Origin of the sequence: Halorussus salinisoli, from assembly GCA_005239435.1 — an archaeon.
Taxonomy (GTDB): Archaea; Halobacteriota; Halobacteria; order Halobacteriales; family Haladaptataceae; genus Halorussus; species Halorussus salinisoli.
The window spans coordinates 719644-740854 of record SZNP01000001.1; the positions used below are offsets into that span (position 1 = coordinate 719644).

A 21211-nucleotide genomic window follows, 5' to 3' on the forward strand; every position below is an offset into this window, starting at 1 on the left:
TAGAATGGCAGTCAATCCATTCTATCTCGGGACGTTCGTCGTGTACCTGGTGATCGTGTTGGGTATCGGTGTCTGGGGCTACACGAAGACGGACACGGTAGAGGACTTCTGGGTGTACGGTCGGGATCTCGGACCGTGGCTGGCGACGTGGTCGTTCGTCGCCAACTTCGTGAGCGCAGTCAGCGTCATCGGGTTCATCGGGGCCGTGTACGGCGGTGGCTACGCCATCATGACGGGGATCGTGTTCGGGTTGATGCTCGGCATCAGTGCGCTGTACTTTGTCGTCCACAAGGTCCGTGAGTTGAACCAGGTCACGCTGCCGGACATCATCGCCGAAGTGACGGGCAGGGAGTGGGCCCGACCGATCGCAGCGACGGTCCTCCTCGGCAACGCCTGGGTGTATCTGATCATGCAGTTGGTCGGTGCGAGCCTTCTCGTGACGACCATCACCGGCGTGCCGTACAAGTACATGGTCTGGGTGATCGGAGTCGTGTTCATCGCCTACACCGTACTCGGCGGACTGGTCAGCGTCGCGTGGACCGACCTCCTCCAAGGGACGCTCATGGTCGGAACGGTGTTCGTCGCGCTCGCTTACATGGCCCTTGACCTCGGGGGCATCACGGCGATCAACTCGCAGTTCGCCGCGATGGACCCCGCGAACGTCGCCCCGCTCGGCAAAGGGACGTACACGGCGATCGGCGTCGTCGGCTCTATCGTGGCGTTCTTCGGTACGATATTCACCGGCGGTAACTACATCATCCGCATCAACGCGACCAGAGACGTGCGCACCGCCAAGTTCCACCTGGCCGCGAGCGGCGTCATCCTCTCGGTGTTCTACGCGGCGCTAGTGTGGTTGGGCGGAGCGACTACGGTCGCTCTGGATGGGACCGGTCTCAGCGTCGACAACGTCGACAAGGCGTTCCCGGTGCTCATCACGGAGTACCTGCCGACAGAGATCGGCGTCGTCATCATTCTCGCGGTCATGAGCGCCATCCTCTCGACGACCGACACCCGACTGCACACGACGGGCGTCACCACGTCGAACGACCTCTACGATTACTTCGCCTCGGACGTGTCGAACGACCAGAAGCTGAAGGTGAGTCGCTACGCGACGATCTTCTTCGGTCTCACCGCCACGGCCGTCGCGGTCAATCCGCCGGGGACGATCATCACGCTGTACACGTTCCGGGCGATTCTGCTGACGAGCGCGTTCCTCCTGCCCGTGTATGCAGCACTATACTGGCGGGGACTCGACGGCCGCGCGGTGCTCGCCTCGATGTCGTTGGGCGCGATACTCGGCGTGGGATGGAAACTCGGCGGAGAGTTCTTCAGCGTTCCCGCGACGTTCGTCGGCGTCGGAACCGCTCTGCTGGTGCTGATCGTCGGACACTTCATCTGGGCCGAGAAACCGGCGGCTCAGACCGTCGCCTCCGACTGACCCAGCGCAACTACTGCTTTCCGTATTCTGAACGAACCAACTGACGAAGCGAAACCACTCGGCAATCCAAAATGGCAAACGAATTTAACATCGATAGGAATCGGCTGATCGAGACCGTGAAAGAGCAGGCCGCGATCGGCGGTACCGATGGCGGTGGCCTCCATCGACTCGCGCTGTCAGACGAGGACAAGCAGGTCCGTGACTGGTTCCACGAGCAGATGGAAGCGGCCGACCTCGACGTTCGCATCGACGAGATGGGAAACATGTTCGGACGGCGTCCGGGGACAGATTCGGACGCAGCGCCCGTGTTGCTCGGCTCTCACCTCGACTCCCAACCGAACGGCGGCATCTACGACGGTGCACTCGGCGTCGTCGGCGCACTCGAGTTCGTTCGGACGCTCGACGACCAGGGAATCGAGACGAAACACCCGATAGAGATAGTCAACTGGACGAACGAGGAGGGCTCACGGTTCCAGCCCGCGATGATGGCCAGCGGCGTATGGGCCGGCGTCCACGACCGGGACGCGATGTACGCCGAAACCGATGCAGAGGGTAACACGTTGCGGGCCGAACTCGAACGGATCGGCTATCGGGGCAGCGCCCCGGTCGGACCCCAGGAGGAGTACGAGGCCTACCTCGAACTTCACGTCGAGCAGGGTCCGTACCTCGAAGAGTGGGGGCAGTCGGTCGGCATCGTGACGGACATCGTCGGGTTCACGTGGGGAGAACTCACCTTCCGCGGCGAACCCGACCACACAGGAGCGACGCCGATGCACCACCGGAGCGACGCGCTCGTCGCTGCCGCGGACGTAATCGTTCGGCTCCGACGACTCGCCGAAGACCTCGGCGAACGTACCGTGGCGACGACCGGTGTCGTCGATGCCACTCCCAACTCGATCAACGTCATCCCCGGTGAGGTCACGTTCACCTGGGACGCACGCGACCCCGACGACGCGGTCGTCGAAGCGGCGTTCCAGCGGGTGCTCGCGGAGGCCGAACGCGCCGCGGAGCGCGAGGGCGTCGACTGGGAGTGGGAGGAGCGAATGCGGGCCCCGAGCGTCAAGTTCGCGGACCGCTGCACCGAGACAATGGCCGACGCCGCGGCGTCACTCGATTACGACTACACGGACATCGTCGCCGGTGCCGGCCACGACGCGACCCACCTCGCGGAGGTCTGCGACACCGGGATGGTCTTCGCGGTCAGCGAAGGAGGGAAGAGTCACAGCGAGGCGGAGTACACGAACTGGGACGACTGCTACAGGGCGGCGAACGTACTAGCGAACGCGGCGCTCCGAGTCGCGACCGGGGCGGCGTAACGCCCGCTCTGACCGCGCATCGTCGACGGGAGCGGACTACGACCTCGCGGAGAGCAGTTCTCGGGCCGCACGTTCGAGTATCTCTGCGCCCGACCTGGCGGCGTCCAGGTCGACGTGCTCGTCGTACGTGTGAGCCTGTGAGATGTCGCCTGGTCCCCACGTAATCGCCTCGATGTCGGCGTCGTTGACGAAGTTCCGAACGTCGGTCGAGGCTTTGATCCCCCAGGGTTCGGTGGACACGTCCGCGACGTCGGCCGAGTGGTCTCGGAACGTCTGGGCGAGTGGGCTGTCGACGGCGATCGACGCCGACTCGTAGGTCCGGGTTCGCTCCCAATCGGTTTCGATATCGTGTTCCTGTTCGACGTCCTCCAACAAGGCCGCAATCTCGTCGTCGATTTCGACGGCGGTTTCGCTCGGAAGGAACCGTCGGTCGACGGTGATGGTCGCACGCTCCGGGACGACGTTCTCCTTCGTCCCAGCGTCGAACTGGGTGACGGTCGCGTACGCTCGCCCGACGAGATCGTCTTCGCGCGACCGGACGCGTTCGTCGTACGATTCGAGCGCGTCGAGTACCGGTTTCGCGTGGTGAATCGCGTTCGTCCCCTGATCTGGACGACTGGCGTGGGAGGGGTCGCCGTCGACGCTGACCTCGTACCAGGCTAGCCCCTTCTCACTCGTCGCGGTCCGCAGTCCGGTCGGCTCGAGGACGACGCCGTAGTCGCCGTCGTAGCCCCGTTCGAGCAGGGTCTTGGTCCCCGCCTCGGCAGTCTCTTCCCCGATGGCGGCGTGAACGACGAGCGATCCGTCGAGATCACCGGACTCGATGGCGTCTTTGAGTCTGGCGGCAGTTACCATACCGATCGCGACGCCGGTTTTCATGTCGACGCTGCCGCGTCCGTAGAGCGCCCCGTCTTCGATCTCCGCGCCGTAGGGGTCGTGGCTCCACTCCTCCCGATTGCCCGCCGGGACGACGTCGATATGCCCGTTGAGCACCAGCGTGGGGTTGCCTTCACCGATTCTGGCTGCGACCTGTGGTCGGTCCGGATACGGTTCTCGGACGAGCGTCGCTTCGATATCGCGATCCTCGAACCAGTCTGCGATGTACTCCGCACACTCCCCTTCGTTCCCGGGTGGGTTCTCGGTCTCGATCCTGACGAGATCACCAACGAGTGACGCGAGTTCGTCTTGCTTCTCAGTACGAGACATAGTCCCACATACGGTCCTAATATGTAAAAATAGTTCCGACGAAAAAGGCGTTATTCTTAATACTGTTTGTTAATAGGGTGAGTAGTTGGAGTACGTTCTATCTTCAGTGCGTATTTCAGCTCGGACGCTACCGGGCGTCGCCGGAGGTAGTTAGTGGTAACTGACGACGCCCCGTTTCCGTCGGACAGGGTCCTGGCGTTACTGCCGGAAAGCCTCGGCGAGGACGGCCGCGATCGACTGCGCCCGCGCGAGCAAGCGCTCGTCGTCCATGAACGACCCGACACACTGCAGCCCGACCGGCAGGCCGTCCACGCGGCCGCCCGGCAGCGAGACGGCGGGCACGCCGGCGTGGGTCCAGGGAAGGTTCATCACCGGGTCGCCCGTACCGTCGATCCCCTCGGGCGCCGGTCCGGGGGCGGCCGGACTGATCCATACGTCGACACCCTCCTCGGCCGTCACCGCGGCCACCTCGGCGCGGAGGTCACGCCGACTCGCACGGACGGCCGCCACCTCCTCGACGGTGACCGATTGGCCTTCCCGGACGAGGTCGGCCGTTTCCGCTGCGTACCGGTCCCCGTACTCGTCGACCCACTCGGCGTGGGCAAGTGCGGCCTCCGCGGCGACCAACCGATCGTGGCGCTCGTTGAGCGCGTCAATGTCGTTGAACAGTCGGACGCGGCGCACCTCGTAGCCAGCGCGTTCGAGCGCCTCGACTTGGGCGTCGAACTGGTCGAGACCCACCTCGGTCGCCTGCGAGAGGTACGGCCCGGTCGGTACGCCCAGCACGGGACGGTCGTCAGTCGCGACTGTTTCCCAGTCGTCACACAGCACCGACGCCGCCACCCGCATACCAGTTACGTCGCGGGTAAACGCGCCGACGTGGTCGACGGACTCGGCCAGCGGAAGCACGCCGTCCGTCGGGATGCGGTCGTAGCTCGGTTTGAACCCGACGATCCCGCAGAACGCCGCGGGTCGAATCGTCGAGCCGACGGTCTGAGTGCCGAGTGCGAGCGGCGTCTCGCCCGCTGCGACCGCGGCCGCGGACCCGCTGCTGGAACCGCCGGGCGTGTGCTGAGGGTCGTGGGGGTTGCGCGTCGGCCCGGGTTCGAAGTAGGCGAACTCCGTCGTGACCGTCTTCCCGAGGACGAGCGCTCCGGCGTCTCGGAGTGCGGCCACGGCCGACCCCTCCGCGCCGGTCAGTTCCGAAATCGGGAGGTCCGATCCGGCCCGTGTGGGGAGCCCACGGGTGTGGAAGATATCCTTGACACCTACTGGCACGCCGTAGAGCGGCGGCCGGTCGCGGGGTTCGGGGTAGCGATCCCGGAGCGCGGCGGCCTCCGCCGTCAACCGGTCGGATCGGCCGGGTTCGGGCACCAACGCGTGTACGGTCGGTTCGACCGACTCGATCCGGTCGTGGAGCCGTTCGACGTACTTGACGACGTCACGTCGTCCGGTTCGCAGTGCACTCGCGGCCTCGGCCAGGGTCACAGCGTCGGTCGCAATCAGACTCGTTTCGTCTGCCTCGTTGGGTTCGTCGGCCATCGTTTTCCTTGACGACTCCGACCAACGCTCACGGGAACTGTCAATGTTGGGCTACCGGTCAGCGCTACGCCGTGGCACGGCGTGAGTCGAATACGTCCGCGTCTGCATCGTGATTCGACGGCACTCCGTCACTCGGCCGTCTCTCTCGTGGCCTCTCCCGGTGAGCGTGCGGACGAACCGAAAGGACAGGATTTTCCGAGTCGCTCCCGCGTCACTACCCATGGCCTCAGCATCCGCGCATCACTTCGGCGTGACCGTAACCGACCTTGACCGCGCGGTCGAGTTCTACCGCGAAATCCTCGGTCTCGACGTACTTGACCGATTCACCGTCTCCGGCGAATCCTTTTCAGCGGGTGTCGGCGTCGACGGGGCGACCGGCACGTTCGCGCATCTCGACGCCGGTTCGGCCCGCGTCGAACTCGTCGAGTACGACCCTGCAGGCGAGGACCGCGAGAGCGAAACGGTCAACCAGCCCGGTGCGAAACACCTCGGTCTCGCCGTCGACGACCTCGATCGATTCTACGAGGAACTGCCGGCGGACGTCGAAACGGTGAGCGAGCCACAGACGACCGAGAGCGGAACGCGAATCCTATTCCTCCGCGATCCGGAGGACAATCTCGTCGAACTCGTCGAAGCGTAGGGAACACGGTCGACGAAATCACGGAGCAAAGAGTCTACAGTCGTACCACCTCGGCCGTCTGACGTGGCGGAGTTACAGCGAAATCGCTGCGAGGAGTACGAGGCCGACCGTTAGCAGAAACGCGACGCTGGCTACTGTAGCGAGGGCCGCACCTATTACCAGGGTTAGCAGCGGCGAGTCGAACCTGCGCCTGTCTAAAATCCCGCGCGAGTGCAAGGGGTAGTGTAGTTCCATGGGGAATCACTCTTCAGGTGAAAATCGACGTCGAGACTACCTTAATCCCACACGCCGTTCCCAGAGACTGGAAATCGGTGGAAGTCAGCCTCTCGATTCGAGAAACCAGTAAAACGACTGGTGTGGGTGGCCTCTTTACCGCGGGATTTGACTGGGTGGTCGTCGTTGCTTGATGCTCGGCGTCTCGTCGGAACGGGAAACGCTGCTATCGGCGACCTTCGCGCGATAAAAAAAGTCGATGATTGCCCGGTGGCTCAGTCGGAGACGGCCGGCGAGGCGGTCTCGGTGCTCTGAGAATCCCGCACGCGGTTGATGTTCCGTCGCAGGAGGACCGTCGAGAGAAGTCCGACCGCGAGCGCTGCGGTGATGATGTAGAACGACATGGCGTAGCTCCCGGTCGACTCGACGATTCGCGCCACGAGGGTCGGTCCGGCGACGCCGGCTAGACCCCACGCAGTCAGCGTGTAGCCGTGGATGGCGCCGAGTTCCTTCGTGCCGAACAGATCCCCGAGGTACGCCGGCAGACACGCGAACCCGCCGCCGTAGCACGTGATGACGAGGAACAGGAGTCCCGCAAACACCCAGACGTGTGAAATCTGGGGCATGAGGAGGAACGCGGCGACCTGCAGGACGAAGAACGTGGCGTAGGTCGCCGTTCGTCCCAGGTAGTCCGAGGCGCTCGCCCACACGATTCGGCCGCCGCCGTTGAACACTCCGATGACGCCCACGATGGACGCCGCGGTAGCCGAACTGGCTCCGGTGACCGACTGGAGCATCGGCGACGCGACGGACAGCAGCATGATACCCGCCGAGACGTTGATGAAGATGATCAGCCAGACGAGGTAGTACCGCGGCGTCCTCAGTGCCTCTTTCGCGGTGAGCTGTGCGAGGTCAGTGCTGACGTTGACGCCCTTCGCACCGGTGTCGTCGAGTTCGCTGTCGTCCATGCCCTCGGGAACCCAGCCCTCCGGTGGCTTCTTCAGGTAACTCGACCCGGCCACCATTAGGACGAAGTAGCCGACGCCGAGCGCGTAGAACGCCATCGGGATGCTGTAGTTCTGCATGATGGCGTTCGCGACGGGTCCGGTTACGAGCGCGCCGGCACCGAAGCCCATCACAGCCATCCCGGTAGCCATCCCGCGTCGGTCGGGGAACCACTCGACGAGCGTCGAGACGGGCGCGATGTAACCGAGACCGATGCCAACACCGCTGATTACCCCGAAGGTGGCGAGGAAGGCGGGGTAGCTTTCGATCTGGACGCTGACGCCCGCGCCGATGATTCCGAGTCCGAACGTCACGGCGGCGGCGAGTCCAGAGATTCTCGGTCCGTACTTTTCGACGAATCGCCCCAGGAACGCGGCTGCCAGGGCGAGGAAGACAATCGCGACGGTGAACGCGAGCGTCACGTCCGAAATCTCCCACCCTAACGTGTCACGGAGCGGGTTCTGATACACGCTGTACGCGTAAATCGATCCGATCGACAGATGAATCGCGACGGCCGACAGCGCGATTAGCCATCGATTCTTGTCTGCCTGACTGTGTGACATCCTTTCGCGCATTAATAATAATCCGGTAAAAGTACTTCGGTTAATAATCGGATTTAACCGCGCTGTACGTCGATTAGTGTTCGCGACCTAACCCATCCGCTCCGATGTTATTAAAATATGAACACTTCTAGCGAGGCGACCCGGTTCTGAACTCGGCGCGACACGGAAGTGGTTTATCGCGAAGGTCCGTACCAGGGCGACGTGACGCAGACACGGGACCACGTTCTCCGGGTCGACCTCACGGCGGGGACGGTCGAGCGCGAGCGCGTGCCGGAGCGGTGGCGACGGCGGTTCCTCGGCGGCAAGGGTCTCGGTGCCCGGTACCTGTACGAGGAACTCGACGCCGCTACCGACCCGCTGGGACCGGACAACCTCCTCGGATTCCTGCTCGGTCCGGTCTCGGGGTACCTGCCCGGCGAGACCCGATACGCGGCGGTTACGAAGTCGCCGCTGACCGGCGGATTCCTCGATTCCTACGCCGGCGGTCGATTCCCCGACCGCCTCGCGGGCACCCTCCCGAGTTGCCTCGGCGTTCTCGTGTCGGGAAGCGCCGACGTACCGGTCACGGTCCACGTGCGTAACGGTGACGCCGACATCGTCGCCGAGACCGACCTTGGGAATGCCGACGTCGAGGCGGTTGCGGACGCGTTTCCTGATGCTGCGGTCGCGTGTATCGGTCCCGCGGGCGAACAGACGGTCCGATACGCGACGATCGCGTCGGACGGCGGTGACCACCACGCTGGTCGTGGCGGTGCCGGTGCCGTAATGGGCGCGAAGAATTTGAAAGCGGTCGTCGTTCACGGCGAAGCAATCGAACCGACCGGTCACCTGGCGCAACTCTCCGACGACTACGCCGAGACGTACCGGGAACACGATACTGGCCGTTGGTTGGCTGCGGGCGCGACGATCGAGAGCCTCGACTTCGCCGACGAGACGGGACTGCTCGCGACTCGGGGCTGGCAATCCACGGAGTTCGACGGGAGCGAGGCCATCGGCGTCGAGGCCGCCAAGGAGGACGCCGTGGAGCGCGAGTACCCGAACGGGGACCATCCCGGCGGATTCCGGGTCGAAACCGACGAGGGAGAGACCGTTCCGCGCGGTGCGACCGCGATGACGCTCGGCGCCGGTCTCGGCGTCGACGACTTCGAAGACGTCGCGGCGCTGGGTGCGCTCTGTGACCGCCTCGGGATGGACGTAATCAGCGCAGGTAACGCCGTCGCTTGGGCGATTCGTGCCGCCAACGCCGGACACATCGACCTCGACGTATCGTTCGGCGACGCCGAGGCCGCCGCGGCATTGTTAGAGCGAATCGCGACCCGCGAGGACCCGACTGCGGACGCGTTAGCCGACGGGGTCGCCGTCGCCGCCGACCGGTACGGCGGTGACGAACTCGTTCCGACCGTGAAGTCGATGGCCGTGCCCTCGTACGATCCGCGACGGGCCGGGAGCATGGCGCTGGCCTACGCGACGAGCGACCGCGGGGGCTGTCATCGCCGGGCGCGACCGTTCGAGGAGGAGGTCTTCGACAGGAAATGGTCGCTCGAAAAGCAGGTTAGAGCGGTCACGACGGCTCAGAACGCCAGATCGGTCCTCTGGAGTCTCCCCGCGGACGACTTCCTCGGGGAGACGTTCGACGACTTGGGTGCCGAGTGGCTGGCCGCTCTCGGCCGGGAGTACGACCCCGAAGAACTCTACCGACTCGGCGAGCGCGTCTGGACGCTCGTCCGACTGTTCAACGTCCGCGAGGGATTCGACCGGGGCGACGATAGCCTCCCTGCGCGTTTTCAGGAACCGCTCGTCGACGAGCAGGGACGGAGGGTTCGGATCGACCCCGACGACTTCGAGCGGGCGCTCGACCGGTACTACGCCGTTCGGGGGTGGGGGCCGGACGGCCGTCCGCTCGCAGAGACGCTCGACCGACTCGACCTCGGCGACATCGTCGATGACGAGACGGCCGTCGGTGAGCCCTCCGCCGTCACCAGATCGGCAAACGCCGGTGGAGTGGATCCCGCTGAGTGAATCACTACTGCGTCGACGGTTCGGTCATCGAAGTCGCATCTCTTCGGCGCGTTCGACCGCGAGCTCGGTGATTTCGTCGATACTACTGTCGGAGCGGTCCGCGAGCACTCGGAGCATCATCCCGAGTTGGATGGCGGCCGTCTCCCGCAGTTCCTCGGCCTCCTCGGTATCATTGCCGAAGTAGTATTCGTGCTGACCGTTCTCGTGAACGAGTCCGGCGTACACCGAAACGAGATCGTCTTCGACGACTGCTTCGGCAGTCTGTTCCTGGAGTTCCTCGAACCGTGGGTTCGTCATCGTCCTGGCAAACGGAACGCCACTCCCTCAACCCTTTGATAGCGCCGTCACCGTGCCACTTCGGATGATTGATGTTAACACCGTCGAGAGCGAGACGGAGGTATTAGGTTGTCGACCACTGTACGGTCGACCGATGTCGAGAGCCAAATGGTCCGCATTGCTCGCCTGCGTTCTCATCGTCGCGTCCGTCCTCGGCCGGTACCTGAGGCAGGACGACCCGACTCTCGAACCGCCGTTTTGAACCAACACACTACGGTATCTTCTCGACGTGAACTGCTGTGAACCGATGATCTACTGTCATAGCGTCAGAACGATCTATAAATGCCATAGGGAAACAGACCACCATTTAGTTGGGAACAAACGCCTTATCCTGACACCTTAGTCCCATTTTCGGGAGCGATGTTCGTGGATTTTTAATCCCCTCGTTACAAGGAGGGTATCGATGACGAACGTCACAGGAGCTGTTGGCCGTTCTCCGGTCGTTCGCGTCTCGGCAGACGTGACAGCTGCTCGTGGAGACCGAGTCTTCAACGCTGCTCGCGATGTCGCGGACTCTATACCTGTCGTGCGAACGGGACCGACCGGCATCCTGGCACTCGAACCGCTCGTCCTGGCAACGGAGGGAGAACGGACGACCTTCTTCGCGTCCCCCCGTCCGTCCACCGTACGCGATCTCGTCGAAGACTTCGAATCGGAGGGACTTCCGACGGACGATGCCGATGCCGTCGTCGAACACGATCCGGAGGTAGCGTCGCTACCGGTTCCGTCGGACGGACCGTTATCGGTTGGAGAGCGACGCACGCTCGGCCCCTGCGGATGGGTCGACCCCCTCGACCCGACCGAACACACTCTGGTCTCGACCGAGCGCGACGTGGGTTCCGTCGCGGACGTCGGCCTCCTCGGCCGCGGTAGGGGCGATGCCGCTGCGGACGAACCGATTGGTGAGACGTGGGAGCGCGCCCGCGGGACCGACGGCGAACCGGTTGTCGTTGTGAACGCCAACGAGTCCGACGACCGCCCGCGGGCGGACCGGACGCTACTCGCCGGCTCGCCGCTGTCGGTTCTCGATGGGGTGGCGGCCGTCGCGGAGTACGTGGACGCCGAGGACGTCGTGCTCTACCTGAACGAGACCGATACCGAACTCCAGAAGCACGTCCGCCGAGCCGTCGAGGCGGCTGAAGACGAACTGCCGGTGGTGCCTCAGATAGTCGCCGGCCCCGATGAGTACCGCGCCGGCGCTCCGACGGCCGCGCTCGAGGCGCTGGAGGGCGCGGACCGCATCGAACCGCGCGTCCAACCGCCCACCCCAGCAGAACACGGACTCTACGGTCGTCCGACGGTCGTTCATACGCCGCGGACGTTCGCCCACGTCCGACACGCACTCCGCAATCCGGAGACGTTCGACGCAGACGATGCGGACCCTGGAACCCGGCTCGTGACCGTCACCGGCGACGTGGACGCCGCGGCGACCGTCGAGCTGGGGTCCGGCGGTAGTCTCTCAGATGTGGGGGATGCCGTCGTGATGGACGGGTCGTTCAAGATGGCCTGCGTTGGGGGCGTCTTCGGCGGCATCACTTCCGAACTGGACGTCCCGCCGACCGCGCAGTCACTCGACGCCGCGAACCTCGGGACGGACGGCGTCGTGGAGCTGTTGAGCGACGAACGCTGTGCGGTCGCGACCGTGGGTGAGCGGGCCCGGTTCGCGTCGACGGCGAACAGCGGTCGATGCGTTCCGGGGCGAGAGGGGACGAAACAGCTCACCGAACTGTTACGCGAGATATACCAGGGGGCGTTCCGAACCGACGACATCCGCGAACTCGGACGCGTCATGCGCAAAACGAGCAACTGTCGAATCGGCGCTCACGCCCCGCGGCCGGTGACAACCGCGATGGACGAGTTCGAACCGGAGTTCCGGGCGCACGCCGACGGCCGCTGTCCGAGCAGCACCTGCGAGGAGAAACTATGAGTACTGACGAACCACTTCCAGGCGTTCCAGACGTCGACGACCCGCAGTCACAGACGCCGGTCACCGCGGAGTTCGAAACCGGGACCGCGAACGACCCCGACGTCGGCACGGACGGAGACGAGCCGACGACGCTGACAGTCAACGGGGAGGCGGTCACCGTGCCGCCCGGTTCGACCATCGTCGACGCGATGCAGGCCGTCGACGACGAGACGGTTTCGGTCGAACCAGGCGCCGACGGCGTCGAAGACGATGCCGACGTTCCCGCGCTCTGTTACTACGACCGGGAGGGAGACGCGAGCGACGAGATCGGCCCGCGCAGCGAGTGTCGCACCTGCATGGTCGAGACGGAGAAACACGGCCTTGTCCCCTCCTGTTCGTTCCCGGCCGAGGACGGACTGACGGTGGAGACCGACACGCCCGACGCCGAGGAGAGCCGAAGCGTCAACCTCGACCTCGTACTCTCGAATCACAATCTCCGCTGTACCACCTGTAACGGGAACGGTCGGTGCGAACTCCAGGACACCGCCATCAGCGAGGACGTCGAACATCCGCGCTACGGCGTGTTCGACGATCGCGACGAGTACGAACCCGTCGACGACACCTCGTCGTTCATCCAGATCGACCGCAACAAGTGCATCCTCTGTAATCGGTGCGTCGAGGGCTGTAACGACGTGCAGGTTGAGGGCGTCCTCCGCATGGAAGGACACGGCGAGGACACCCGTATCGGCTTCCAGTCCGACGCCGAAACGATGGCCGACTCGGAGTGCGTCTCCTGCGGTCACTGTGCGACGGTCTGTCCGACCGGCGCGCTCACCGAGAAGGGAATCGACGGCCCGGGAACGCTTCCGCTTCCCGGATTCACCCAACGGAACTCCGTCGGCAAAGTCATCGAGGGCGAAGCGGCCGAAACGCTGGACGACACTACCGCGCCGAACCGCTCGCCCGACCCCGGCGGCGACGTCGCGGTCGGGTCGAGTCCCAGCGTCGACGGTCGGAAGCGCGGCGTCGCGGGCTTCATGGAGCAGGCCAAGCACAGGGTCGCGGACGCCGCCAGCGAGTACGGCGAGAAGGCGTTCCTGGCCGCAGAACACACCGCCGAGGGCATCGCCGCGAACACGCTCCCCGAGAAGTACATGTTCGACATCGCCGAGAAAGTCAGCGACCACGGGCTCGACAAGCTCGACACCGAGGAGACGACGTGCGGGTTCTGTGCGGTCGGCTGTCGCTTCGAGATGTGGGGCAAAGACGGTGACTCGCTCGGTGTCGTCCCCGTCGACGACCCCGAGGACGCGCCCGCGAACAACTTCTCGACCTGCGTGAAGGGGAAGTTCGGCCACGAGTTCGCCAACAGCGACGAACGGCTCACGCAGCCACTCGTCCGAAACGACGCCGGCGAACTCGAACCGGCGTCCTGGGACGAGGCCCTCGACCACGTCGCCGAGAACCTGCGCGACATCCAAGACGAACACGGCGTGGACGCCGTCAGCTGTCTCGCCTCGTCGAAGGGGAGCAACGAGGAGGCGTACCTCGTCCAGAAGTTCGCCCGGCAGGTCCTGGGCACGAAGAACATCGACAACTGCGCCCGCCTCTGTCACTCCTCGACGGTGGCGGCGCTCCAGCAGACGGTCGGCTACGGCGCGATGACCAACCGCATCAACGAGGACATCGGCGAGGCCGACGCCTACCTCATCAGCGGGTCGAACACCACCGAGTCCCATCCGGTACTGGCGACCCGCATCAAGCAGAACGTCCGGGACGGGGCCGACCTGGTGGTGTTCGACCCGCGGAAGGTCGGCATCGCCGAACACGCCGACCAGTACACCCGGACCGAACCGGGCTACGACGTGGCGTGGATCAACGGGATGATTCGGTACATCATCGAAAACGACCTCCACGACGAGGCGTTCATCGAGCGGAACACGAAGAACTTCGAGGCGGTTAAGGAGAAGGTGCAGGCGTTCACTCCCGAGAAGGTCGAGGAGTTGGCCGGGGTTCCGCCGGCGGAACTGAAATCGGCGGCTGAGACGCTCGCCGAGGCCGAGAGCGTCGTGTTCGGCTGGGCGATGGGGATGACCCAGTCCAGCCACGGCACTCAAAATCTCATTGCGATGGCCGACCTCGCGCTCACCCTAGGACAGGTCGGGAAGCCGGGGGCCGGTCTCTCGCCGTTCCGCGGCCAGAACAACGTCCAAGGCGGTGGCGGCGACATGGGGACGCTCCCCGGAAGCCTCCCCGGCTATCAGGACCCGTCCGACGAGGACGTACAGGAGAAATTCGCGGACGCGTGGGGTGAGCACCCGCCCGAAGAACCTGGCCTCAAGGTCCCCGAGATGCTCAGTGAAGTCCACGAAGGGAACCTGCACGGAATGTACGTCGTCGGCGAGAACCCCGCGCTCTCCGAACCCGACATCCAGCACGCCGGGGAAGCCCTGGAGAAGTTGGACTTCCTCGTAGTGCAGGACATCTTCATGACCGAGACCGCGGAACACGCCGACGTGATACTCCCCGCGGCGACGTCGCCGGAGAAACACGGCACGTTCACCAACACCGAGCGCCGCATCCAGCGCGTTCGACCGACCGCAGAACCCCCCGAGAAGGCGCGCCAAGACTGGGAGATCACTCAGGAACTGGCGAGTCGGCTCGGATACGACTGGGGATACGACCACCCGCGAGAGGTCATGGACGAAATCAGCGACCTGACACCCATCTACGGCGGCGTCAGCTACGACCGCCTCGAGGAGGGCGAGGAACACGGCATCCAGTGGCCGGTCTGGGACGAGGACCATCCAGGAACGCCGTACCTCTACGACTACGATGAGGGGAACTTCAACTTCGAGGACGGGAAGGCGCGGTTCGTCCCTGCAGACGGCGGACACCCCGGTGAGGTTCCCGACGAGGACTTCCCGCTCACGCTCACCTCCGGGCGAGTCCTCTACCACTGGCACACCGGCCAGATCACCCGTCGCGTCGAGGGACTCATGGGTCACGTCGGCGAGAGCTTCGTGGAAGTTCATCCCGAGACGGCCGACCAACTCGGCGTCTCGAACGGAGAGTACGTCCGCGTGGAATCGCGCCGCGGCGACATCGTAGTCAAAGCGCAGGTGACCGACCGCGTCGGCGAAGGGACGCTGTTCATCCCGATGCACTTCGCCGCCGGTGCCGTCAACAAACTCACGCAGGAGACCTTCGACCCGCAGGCGGGAATCCCCGAGTACAAGGTGTCTAGCGTTCGCGTCGAGGCGCTCGGTCCCGACACCGACGCCGACGTGCTGGAGACGCCCGACGCCGGAGTGGGGAGCGAGGGAGTCGCGACCGGCGACGACTGACCCCGTTCCGTCGGGGGTCTCGGCAACGACCTTCGTGCCGTCCGTCCCGGAGAAGCGACGGCGCAAAGTACCACCGGGAGAACTGGGACGTATGGACCTCGTCGAAGCGTTGGACGCCGACACCGGCGTCGTCTGCGTCGTCGGCGCGGGCGGGAAGAAGACGACATTATACACACTCGCTGACCGCGTGGAACGGGCGGTCATCACCGCCACGGTACGGATTCCGATCTTCGACGACAACGTCGCGGACGTCGTCGTAACCGACGACCCCCGCGCGGCGATCGAGGACGCGACCACGTGGCCGCTCGGTGTCGTTCCCGAACGGGAACGGGAAGACCGATATCGCGGATACGATTTCGAGGTTATCACGGCTCTCAGCGACGAGCCCCCTGCCAATGTTGTCCTCGTCAAGGCAGACGGTGCGCGAACCCGTCTTCTCAAGGCGCCGAATCAGTCCGAACCCCAAATCCCGTCTGGTGCAGACACCGTCGTTCCCATCGCGAGTGCGCAAGTCGTCGGGAAACCGCTCGATTCGGAGTACGTTCACCGGCCGGAGCGGGTTGCGGAGGTAACCGGTCTCGAACCGGGTCATCGAATTCGGCCCGTCGACGTCGCGACCGTTCTGGCGAGCGAGAACGGCGGTCGCAGGCGGGTCCCCGACGGTGCGACTGTGGTGCCCGTGGTGAACATGGTCGATGATGACGACGCAGAAGCAGTCGGTCGCGAGATAGCGCGGGCGGTGCTGGAACGGGCGGACGTCCCGCGCGTCGTCCTCACCCGGATGGTCGCGCCCGACCCGGTCGTAGCGGTCGTGGACTAGAATTGAGCCATCACTGCCTCGAACTCCTCGCGCGTGTCGATGTTCTCGAAGCTATCGGCGATCGAAAGGTTCGACGATTTCGGGCGTCACACCGGAAAGTTGGCCGTAAGACTACGATTTGACGCGGGTTAGCGCCCCGCCACAGTCGGGACACTTGGGGGGCAGGTCGGCGTCGATCTGGACGGTGTACGCACAATCTGTACAGGTGCAGCGTTCGGCCCGCCCATGGGTCGACGAGGCAGCATTCGAGCGTGGGTCGACTGTAGGGTGGCTGACCCCGACCGGCGGAGAGTCGCTTGCGGCCATAGGGGAAAAGAGGGCCTGAATCCGTAAATATGTTCTATAGCGGATATCACATAGTCCTGTAGTAGTGCATTATGCAGGGTAATTACCGGTCGAGTTCTACCGCAAGATCTTCGGCCTCGACGTGCTTGCCCGATTCACCGTCTCCGGTGAGACCTTTTCGGAGGGTGTCGGCGTCGACGGGGCGACCGGCGCGTTCGCGCATCTCGACGCCGGTTCGGCCCGCGTCGAACTCGTCGAGTACGACCCTGCAGGCGAGGACCGCGGGAACGAAACGGTCAACCAACCCGGTGCGAAACACCTCGGTCTGGCGGTCGACGACCTCGATCGATTCTACGAGGAACTGCCGGCGGACGTCGAAACGGTGAGCGAGGCACAGACGACCGAGAGCGGAACCCGAATCCTATTCCTCCGCGACCCGGAGGACAACCTCGTGGAAATCATCGAGGTGTAGGTAGCATGGTCGATGATAGCGGGGCAACACTTCATGCTGTGGTCGGGCGTCTCGGCAGGCCGTGAGCGACGGCCACGACTGTAATCGGGGGGACGCGGCGTCGACACTGATTTCCGGAGTCCCTATCCTTTTCCCCGGAAGGCAAGCGTTTGCTAGTATGGCAACACACGATGTCGCTGTCGTCGGTGGTGGTTGCGTCGGCTGCTCGGTCGCGAAGTCCTTGGCCGAGCAAACGAGTCTCGATATCGCGGTTCTCGAAAAGGAGTATCATCTGGCAGAGCACCAAAGCGGTCGGAACTCCGGCGTACTGCATCCCGGCTTCAACTACGAACCCGGCTCGCTCAAGGCGCGGTTCAGCACCGAGGGCACGCGGCGCATGAAGGAGTACGCTCGCGCGAACGACATCCCCCTAGACGAGTGCGGCGTGGTCGTCGTCGCGCAATCCGACGAGGAGGAGGCTCGCCTCGAAACGCTCGAAGCGCAGGCAGACGAGAACGGCGTTGCGACCGAACTCGTCCGCGGACAGGACCGAATTCAACAGTACGAGCCCCACGCCGCCGGGCAAGCCGCACTGTACTGTCCCGAAGCGGCGTCGATCGACGCCCAGAAATACGTATACACGCTCGCGTCCGACGCGGAGGACTTGGGCGTCGACTTCTACCTGGGATACACGGTCGAACAGCTGCATCGGCGCCGCGGTGGCTATCGCATCGAGACCGACAAAGGCCACATCGAGGCCAACTACGTCGTCAACGCCGCTGGACTCCACGCGGATGCCATCGCCCACGATATCGGCGTCGGCGAGGAGTATCAGGTCGTCCCGTTCCGCGGCGAGTACTACGAACTCACGCCCGAACGGCGTCATCTCTGCGAATCGATGATCTACCCGACGCCGGACCCCAGTCTGCCGTTCCTCGGCGTCCACTACACACGCCGGACGGACGGCAAGGTAATCGTCGGGCCGAACGCCGTGCTCGCGTTCGGCCGGGAAGCCTACCGAAACACGAACGTCGACCTCGGGGAGCTCGCCGAGACGCTGGGGTACGAAGGGTTCTGGAAATTACTCGCGAGCCCCAAGATGCTACGCGTGGCGTGGAACGAACTCCACAAGTCGTACCGGAAGGCGGCGTTCGTCGACGCTGCCCGGCAACTCGTGCCAACCGCGCGCGACGGTGATTTCCGGCGGAGTTACGCCGGCATCCGCGCGCAGGTGGTCCGCGACGACGGCCAGCTCGTGAAAGACCCCGTGTTCGAGCGAGGGCCCGACTCTCTCCACATCCTGAACGCCGTCTCGCCCGGACTGACGTCGTCGCTCCCGTTCGGGGATCGTCTCGCCGACGAGGTCCTTGACGCTCTCGAAGGCGCCGAGACCTGACGGCCATCCTAGAGTCCTCGTTCGGAGTGTTGTGCCCTGCCTCGGATGCCGGTTGCTCTGCGGTGGCCGACCTCCGCTTGCATTGGCTTCTTTATCTCTTTAGATGACAGATACGGAAATTGTTTTCTTCATGGTGGATTTTCGTCTGTTGTCACTGTAGTCGCCTATTTGGGCTGTCGTATACGCGTATTCCGTCTATAGGAATTAGAACGGTTATGAAACCGGGAGTGAGATTTCCGTATTACTTTCCTACTATTTTCATATCTGGGCGGATCAATTCACGGATGGACGGGAGAGGGACTCACCAGTCACTCACCCCGTGAACAGTAGTATTTTCGCATCGGTGGATACAGTGGTGCTGTCGGAACCGAGGCGTTCGAGGGACGTGAGAACCGACGGTTAGGAGTAGGCGAGGTTGAGTTCGAGTTCGTTGACCACGCTCTTGAGGAGTTGGGGGAGGTCGTTGGTCAACCGCTCGTCGCCCATCCGGTGTTTTGGACCGGCGACGGCGAACGCCCCGATGGTGCTGTCGTCGGGGGCCGTCAGCGGGACGGCTGTCGCTCGGAGGCCTGCAGTGCTTTCCCCGTAATTGGTCGCGAAGCCGCGCTCGCGAATATTCGCCAGCTCCTTGAAGAGTCGCTCCTCGTCGGTGACCGTGGCGTCGGTGAGCGCCGGGAGACCGTGATGGTCGATGAACCGGCGGACCGTTTCGTCGGGGAAGGTCGAGAGAATGGCTTTGCCCGCCGAGCACTGATGGATGTAGAACCGTTTGCCGACCTTCCCTTTCGTGGGCACGCCGTGGCGGCCCGTATCCCGGTAGAGGACGACGGCGCGCCCGTGCTCGTGGGTCGTGAACTGGACGGTCTCCTCGGTCTGCTCGGCGAGCTCGTGGACTTTCTTCTCTATCAGATCTGCGCCCTGAATCTGGCTTCGGGCGTGTGCCCCCTCGTCCAAGAACCGGAGGCCGACATGGTACTCGTCGCCCTTCTTGGTCACGAAGTCGCACTGGAGGAGCGTCGTGAGGTGCTTGTGGACCGAGCTGGAGGACATCTCGGTCGCGTCCACGAGCTCGGTCAGCCGCGCTCCGTTTCGGTCCTTGATCGCTGCGACGATGTTGAACGTGCGCTTGAGGGACTGTATCTCCTGCCCGCTCTTCTCCGTTGGGAGGGCGTTTTCGAGAGTGTCTACCATACCTATCTCGCCTGACTCCCTCCTTATAAATTCCACTAATAGTGGACGCGATGGCAATACGGTGCGCATAAGTTAATGATTATAAAGCGGGGGTGTCATATTCGGCGGTGGGTCCACTCATAATAGATATTATTATAATATTTGCTGACTGTTCCGGAGCGTCTCGCCGCTGACCCCTGCCGGAGTATTTTTCTAACAATATCTCATAAATTCTGTACAGAAAGAACGGATATTAACTCAGTATCTATTCCTTCATAGTGCGAAAATCTGGCGTTCCAGCGCCTGAGTCGCCTGAATAGCAACATATATTAAATGGTGGGCCGGTATTAGTGTGTGTAGGTTTGACGATGGACGATTCACCCACTACCGATAGACGTACGTATATCAAAACAGTTGGCGCAACCGGACTGGCGGGACTCACTGCGCTCGCGGGCTGCAGTAGCAGTTCCGAGAGTAACGACAGCACCGGCGGCAGTAATACCACCGGCAGTTCTGGGAACCAGAGCTGGCGGCTCGGGACGTCCGGACCGGAGACCGCAACACACGCCTCCGGCGTCGCGATGGCGAACGTCGTGTCCGAACAGTCCGAGGAACTCAGCGTTAGCGCCCAGACGACCGGCGGGACGGCGTCGAATCCCCGACTGATGTCGAAGGGCGACATCGACGTCGCGCAGTCGACGACGTGGGCCGGGAAACGTGCCAACACCGGTCAGAAGCCGTACGGAAAGCCGGTCGGCGAGACCATCACGCAGGTCATCCCGTTCATGTCCCTCGAGTACTACCTCGTCAAGCGGGACACGGAGAAACTCGCTGACGTCGAGTCCGTGTCAGACATCCCGACGGACAACTCGATTTCGATGGCGTTCGGGCAGCGGGGCGGGACGAACTACTTCGCCGGCCTCGACGGATTCCGCCTCTCTGGCATCGAGAATCCGCAGGACAAGTACGACATCCAGTCGATGTCGTGGGGCCAACAGGCGTCGTCGTTCCGGAACGGTCAGCTCGACATCATCCTCACGTACGGCGTGAGCCGCGAAGTCCTGACCGGGTGGGCCCAGGAGGTCGGCTCGACCACCGAGGTCGACGTCGTCACTTGGGAGTTCGACCGCGACACGCTCGCGAACTCCGAGCACTCGTATGTCTACCTCGAGACGCCGGCCGACCTCTGGAATCAGGACCTCAGCGTCGATACCATCCCCTCCGTCGGCGTCAGCTACGAGACGGTGTTCCCGTCGAGCGTCTCCAAGGAACGCGGCTACCAGTTCACCAGCCTCGTCATGGACAACATCCAGCAGGTCCGGGACGCCTCGTCCGTGCTGTCGCGCGCCGGTCCGGAGTTCGCCTCCGAGTTCCTGCTTCGGTCGCCCGACCTCCCGGTCCACCCCGGCGCGGCGAAGTGGTACAAAGAACAGGACCTCTGGAGCGAGGACCTGACCTCGCTCGAGGAGTACGAGTCCTAACCGTCCCCGCTCCACCCGTGAGCACTGCAGTCGGACAGGCTATAACTGAGACCTCTCGAACCTTCCCAATACATAAC

At 63.9% G+C, this 21211-nt stretch carries 14 protein-coding genes and 1 pseudogene; 10 read left to right on the forward strand and 5 right to left on the reverse strand.

Features of this window, described 5'->3' with window-relative positions; all coding sequences use genetic code 11:
• Positions 1-4 precede the first annotated feature (4 nt).
• Together E2484_RS07980 and E2484_RS07985 are read left to right on the forward strand one after the other, a co-directional pair.
• Positions 5-1438 (forward strand): sodium:solute symporter family protein, encoded by a 1434-nt coding sequence (locus E2484_RS07980; RefSeq protein ID WP_137284670.1) that lies wholly within the window; start codon positions 5-7, stop codon positions 1436-1438.
• 71 nt (positions 1439-1509) lie between these two features.
• A complete protein-coding gene (locus E2484_RS07985) occupies positions 1510-2754 on the forward strand; it encodes a Zn-dependent hydrolase (RefSeq protein WP_137284671.1) in 1245 nt (414 codons plus the stop codon).
• 36 nt (positions 2755-2790) lie between these two features.
• On the opposite strand, the gene E2484_RS07990 is transcribed toward E2484_RS07985, so the two are convergent.
• Entirely contained in the window at positions 2791-3960 is a 1170-nt protein-coding gene (locus tag E2484_RS07990; protein WP_137284672.1) for a M20 family metallopeptidase, read from the reverse strand.
• Positions 3961-4158: 198 nt separating this feature from the next.
• Positions 4159-5502 (reverse strand): amidase, encoded by a 1344-nt coding sequence (locus tag E2484_RS07995; protein WP_137284673.1) that lies wholly within the window; start codon positions 5500-5502, stop codon positions 4159-4161.
• Positions 5503-5722: 220 nt separating this feature from the next.
• Between E2484_RS07995 and E2484_RS08000 the strand changes: the two genes are divergently transcribed.
• Positions 5723-6142 (forward strand): VOC family protein, encoded by a 420-nt coding sequence (locus E2484_RS08000; RefSeq protein ID WP_137284674.1) that lies wholly within the window; start codon positions 5723-5725, stop codon positions 6140-6142.
• Positions 6143-6630: 488 nt separating this feature from the next.
• On the opposite strand, the gene E2484_RS08005 is transcribed toward E2484_RS08000, so the two are convergent.
• Positions 6631-7923 (reverse strand): L-lactate MFS transporter, encoded by a 1293-nt coding sequence (locus E2484_RS08005; protein ID WP_137284675.1) that lies wholly within the window; start codon positions 7921-7923, stop codon positions 6631-6633.
• A 201-nt stretch (positions 7924-8124) separates the two neighbouring features.
• On the opposite strand from E2484_RS08005, the gene E2484_RS08010 reads away from it, so the two are divergent.
• Positions 8125-9942: an aldehyde ferredoxin oxidoreductase family protein gene (locus E2484_RS08010; RefSeq protein ID WP_137284676.1), complete on the forward strand. Its 1818-nt coding sequence runs from the start codon at positions 8125-8127 to the stop codon at positions 9940-9942.
• A gap of 24 nt (positions 9943-9966) precedes the next feature.
• On the opposite strand, the gene E2484_RS08015 is transcribed toward E2484_RS08010, so the two are convergent.
• Entirely contained in the window at positions 9967-10239 is a 273-nt protein-coding gene (locus E2484_RS08015) for a hypothetical protein (protein ID WP_137284677.1), read from the reverse strand.
• A 442-nt stretch (positions 10240-10681) separates the two neighbouring features.
• Between E2484_RS08015 and E2484_RS08020 the strand changes: the two genes are divergently transcribed.
• The 5 genes and pseudogenes from E2484_RS08020 (at position 10682) to lhgO (ending at position 18483) form a co-directional block, all read left to right on the forward strand.
• Complete coding sequence (locus E2484_RS08020; protein ID WP_137284678.1) at positions 10682-12205, forward strand: NADH-ubiquinone oxidoreductase-F iron-sulfur binding region domain-containing protein; 1524 nt, start codon at positions 10682-10684, stop codon at positions 12203-12205.
• Positions 12202-15531 (forward strand): formate dehydrogenase subunit alpha, encoded by a 3330-nt coding sequence (gene fdhF / locus E2484_RS08025; protein ID WP_137284679.1) that lies wholly within the window; start codon positions 12202-12204, stop codon positions 15529-15531. The genes E2484_RS08020 and fdhF overlap by 4 nt, the downstream gene beginning before the upstream one ends.
• A gap of 91 nt (positions 15532-15622) precedes the next feature.
• A complete protein-coding gene (yqeC, locus tag E2484_RS08030; protein WP_137284680.1) occupies positions 15623-16351 on the forward strand; it encodes a selenium cofactor biosynthesis protein YqeC in 729 nt (242 codons plus the stop codon).
• 394 nt (positions 16352-16745) lie between these two features.
• Positions 16746-17108, forward strand: a pseudogene (locus E2484_RS08035) (VOC family protein); the annotation flags it as partial.
• 157 nt (positions 17109-17265) lie between these two features.
• Positions 17266-18483, forward strand: a complete 1218-nt coding sequence (gene lhgO, locus E2484_RS08040) for an L-2-hydroxyglutarate oxidase (protein WP_137284682.1) — start codon at positions 17266-17268, stop codon at positions 18481-18483.
• Between the two features lie 399 nt (positions 18484-18882).
• Here lhgO and E2484_RS08045 read toward each other — a convergent pair whose 3' ends face one another.
• Entirely contained in the window at positions 18883-19674 is a 792-nt protein-coding gene (locus E2484_RS08045; RefSeq protein ID WP_137284683.1) for an IclR family transcriptional regulator, read from the reverse strand.
• A 347-nt stretch (positions 19675-20021) separates the two neighbouring features.
• Between E2484_RS08045 and E2484_RS08050 the strand changes: the two genes are divergently transcribed.
• Positions 20022-21134 (forward strand): TAXI family TRAP transporter solute-binding subunit, encoded by a 1113-nt coding sequence (locus tag E2484_RS08050; RefSeq protein WP_137284684.1) that lies wholly within the window; start codon positions 20022-20024, stop codon positions 21132-21134.
• The last annotated feature ends 77 nt before the right edge of the window (positions 21135-21211 follow it).

Excerpts from the sequence above, each read along its gene's own strand:
- E2484_RS07980 (WP_137284670.1), top strand. The coding sequence starts at position 5 with ATGGCAGTCAATCCATTCTATCTCGGGACGTTCGTCGTGTACCTGGTG.
- E2484_RS07985 (WP_137284671.1), top strand. The coding sequence starts at position 1,510 with ATGGCAAACGAATTTAACATCGATAGGAATCGGCTGATCGAGACCGTG.
- E2484_RS07990 (WP_137284672.1), bottom strand. The coding sequence starts at position 3,960 with ATGTCTCGTACTGAGAAGCAAGACGAACTCGCGTCACTCGTTGGTGAT.
- E2484_RS07995 (WP_137284673.1), bottom strand. The coding sequence starts at position 5,502 with ATGGCCGACGAACCCAACGAGGCAGACGAAACGAGTCTGATTGCGACC.
- E2484_RS08000 (WP_137284674.1), top strand. The coding sequence starts at position 5,723 with ATGGCCTCAGCATCCGCGCATCACTTCGGCGTGACCGTAACCGACCTT.
- E2484_RS08005 (WP_137284675.1), bottom strand. The coding sequence starts at position 7,923 with ATGTCACACAGTCAGGCAGACAAGAATCGATGGCTAATCGCGCTGTCG.
- E2484_RS08015 (WP_137284677.1), bottom strand. The coding sequence starts at position 10,239 with ATGACGAACCCACGGTTCGAGGAACTCCAGGAACAGACTGCCGAAGCA.
- E2484_RS08020 (WP_137284678.1), top strand. The coding sequence starts at position 10,682 with ATGACGAACGTCACAGGAGCTGTTGGCCGTTCTCCGGTCGTTCGCGTC.
- fdhF (WP_137284679.1), top strand. The coding sequence starts at position 12,202 with ATGAGTACTGACGAACCACTTCCAGGCGTTCCAGACGTCGACGACCCG.
- yqeC (WP_137284680.1), top strand. The coding sequence starts at position 15,623 with ATGGACCTCGTCGAAGCGTTGGACGCCGACACCGGCGTCGTCTGCGTC.
- lhgO (WP_137284682.1), top strand. The coding sequence starts at position 17,266 with ATGGCAACACACGATGTCGCTGTCGTCGGTGGTGGTTGCGTCGGCTGC.
- E2484_RS08045 (WP_137284683.1), bottom strand. The coding sequence starts at position 19,674 with ATGGTAGACACTCTCGAAAACGCCCTCCCAACGGAGAAGAGCGGGCAG.
- E2484_RS08050 (WP_137284684.1), top strand. The coding sequence starts at position 20,022 with ATGGACGATTCACCCACTACCGATAGACGTACGTATATCAAAACAGTT.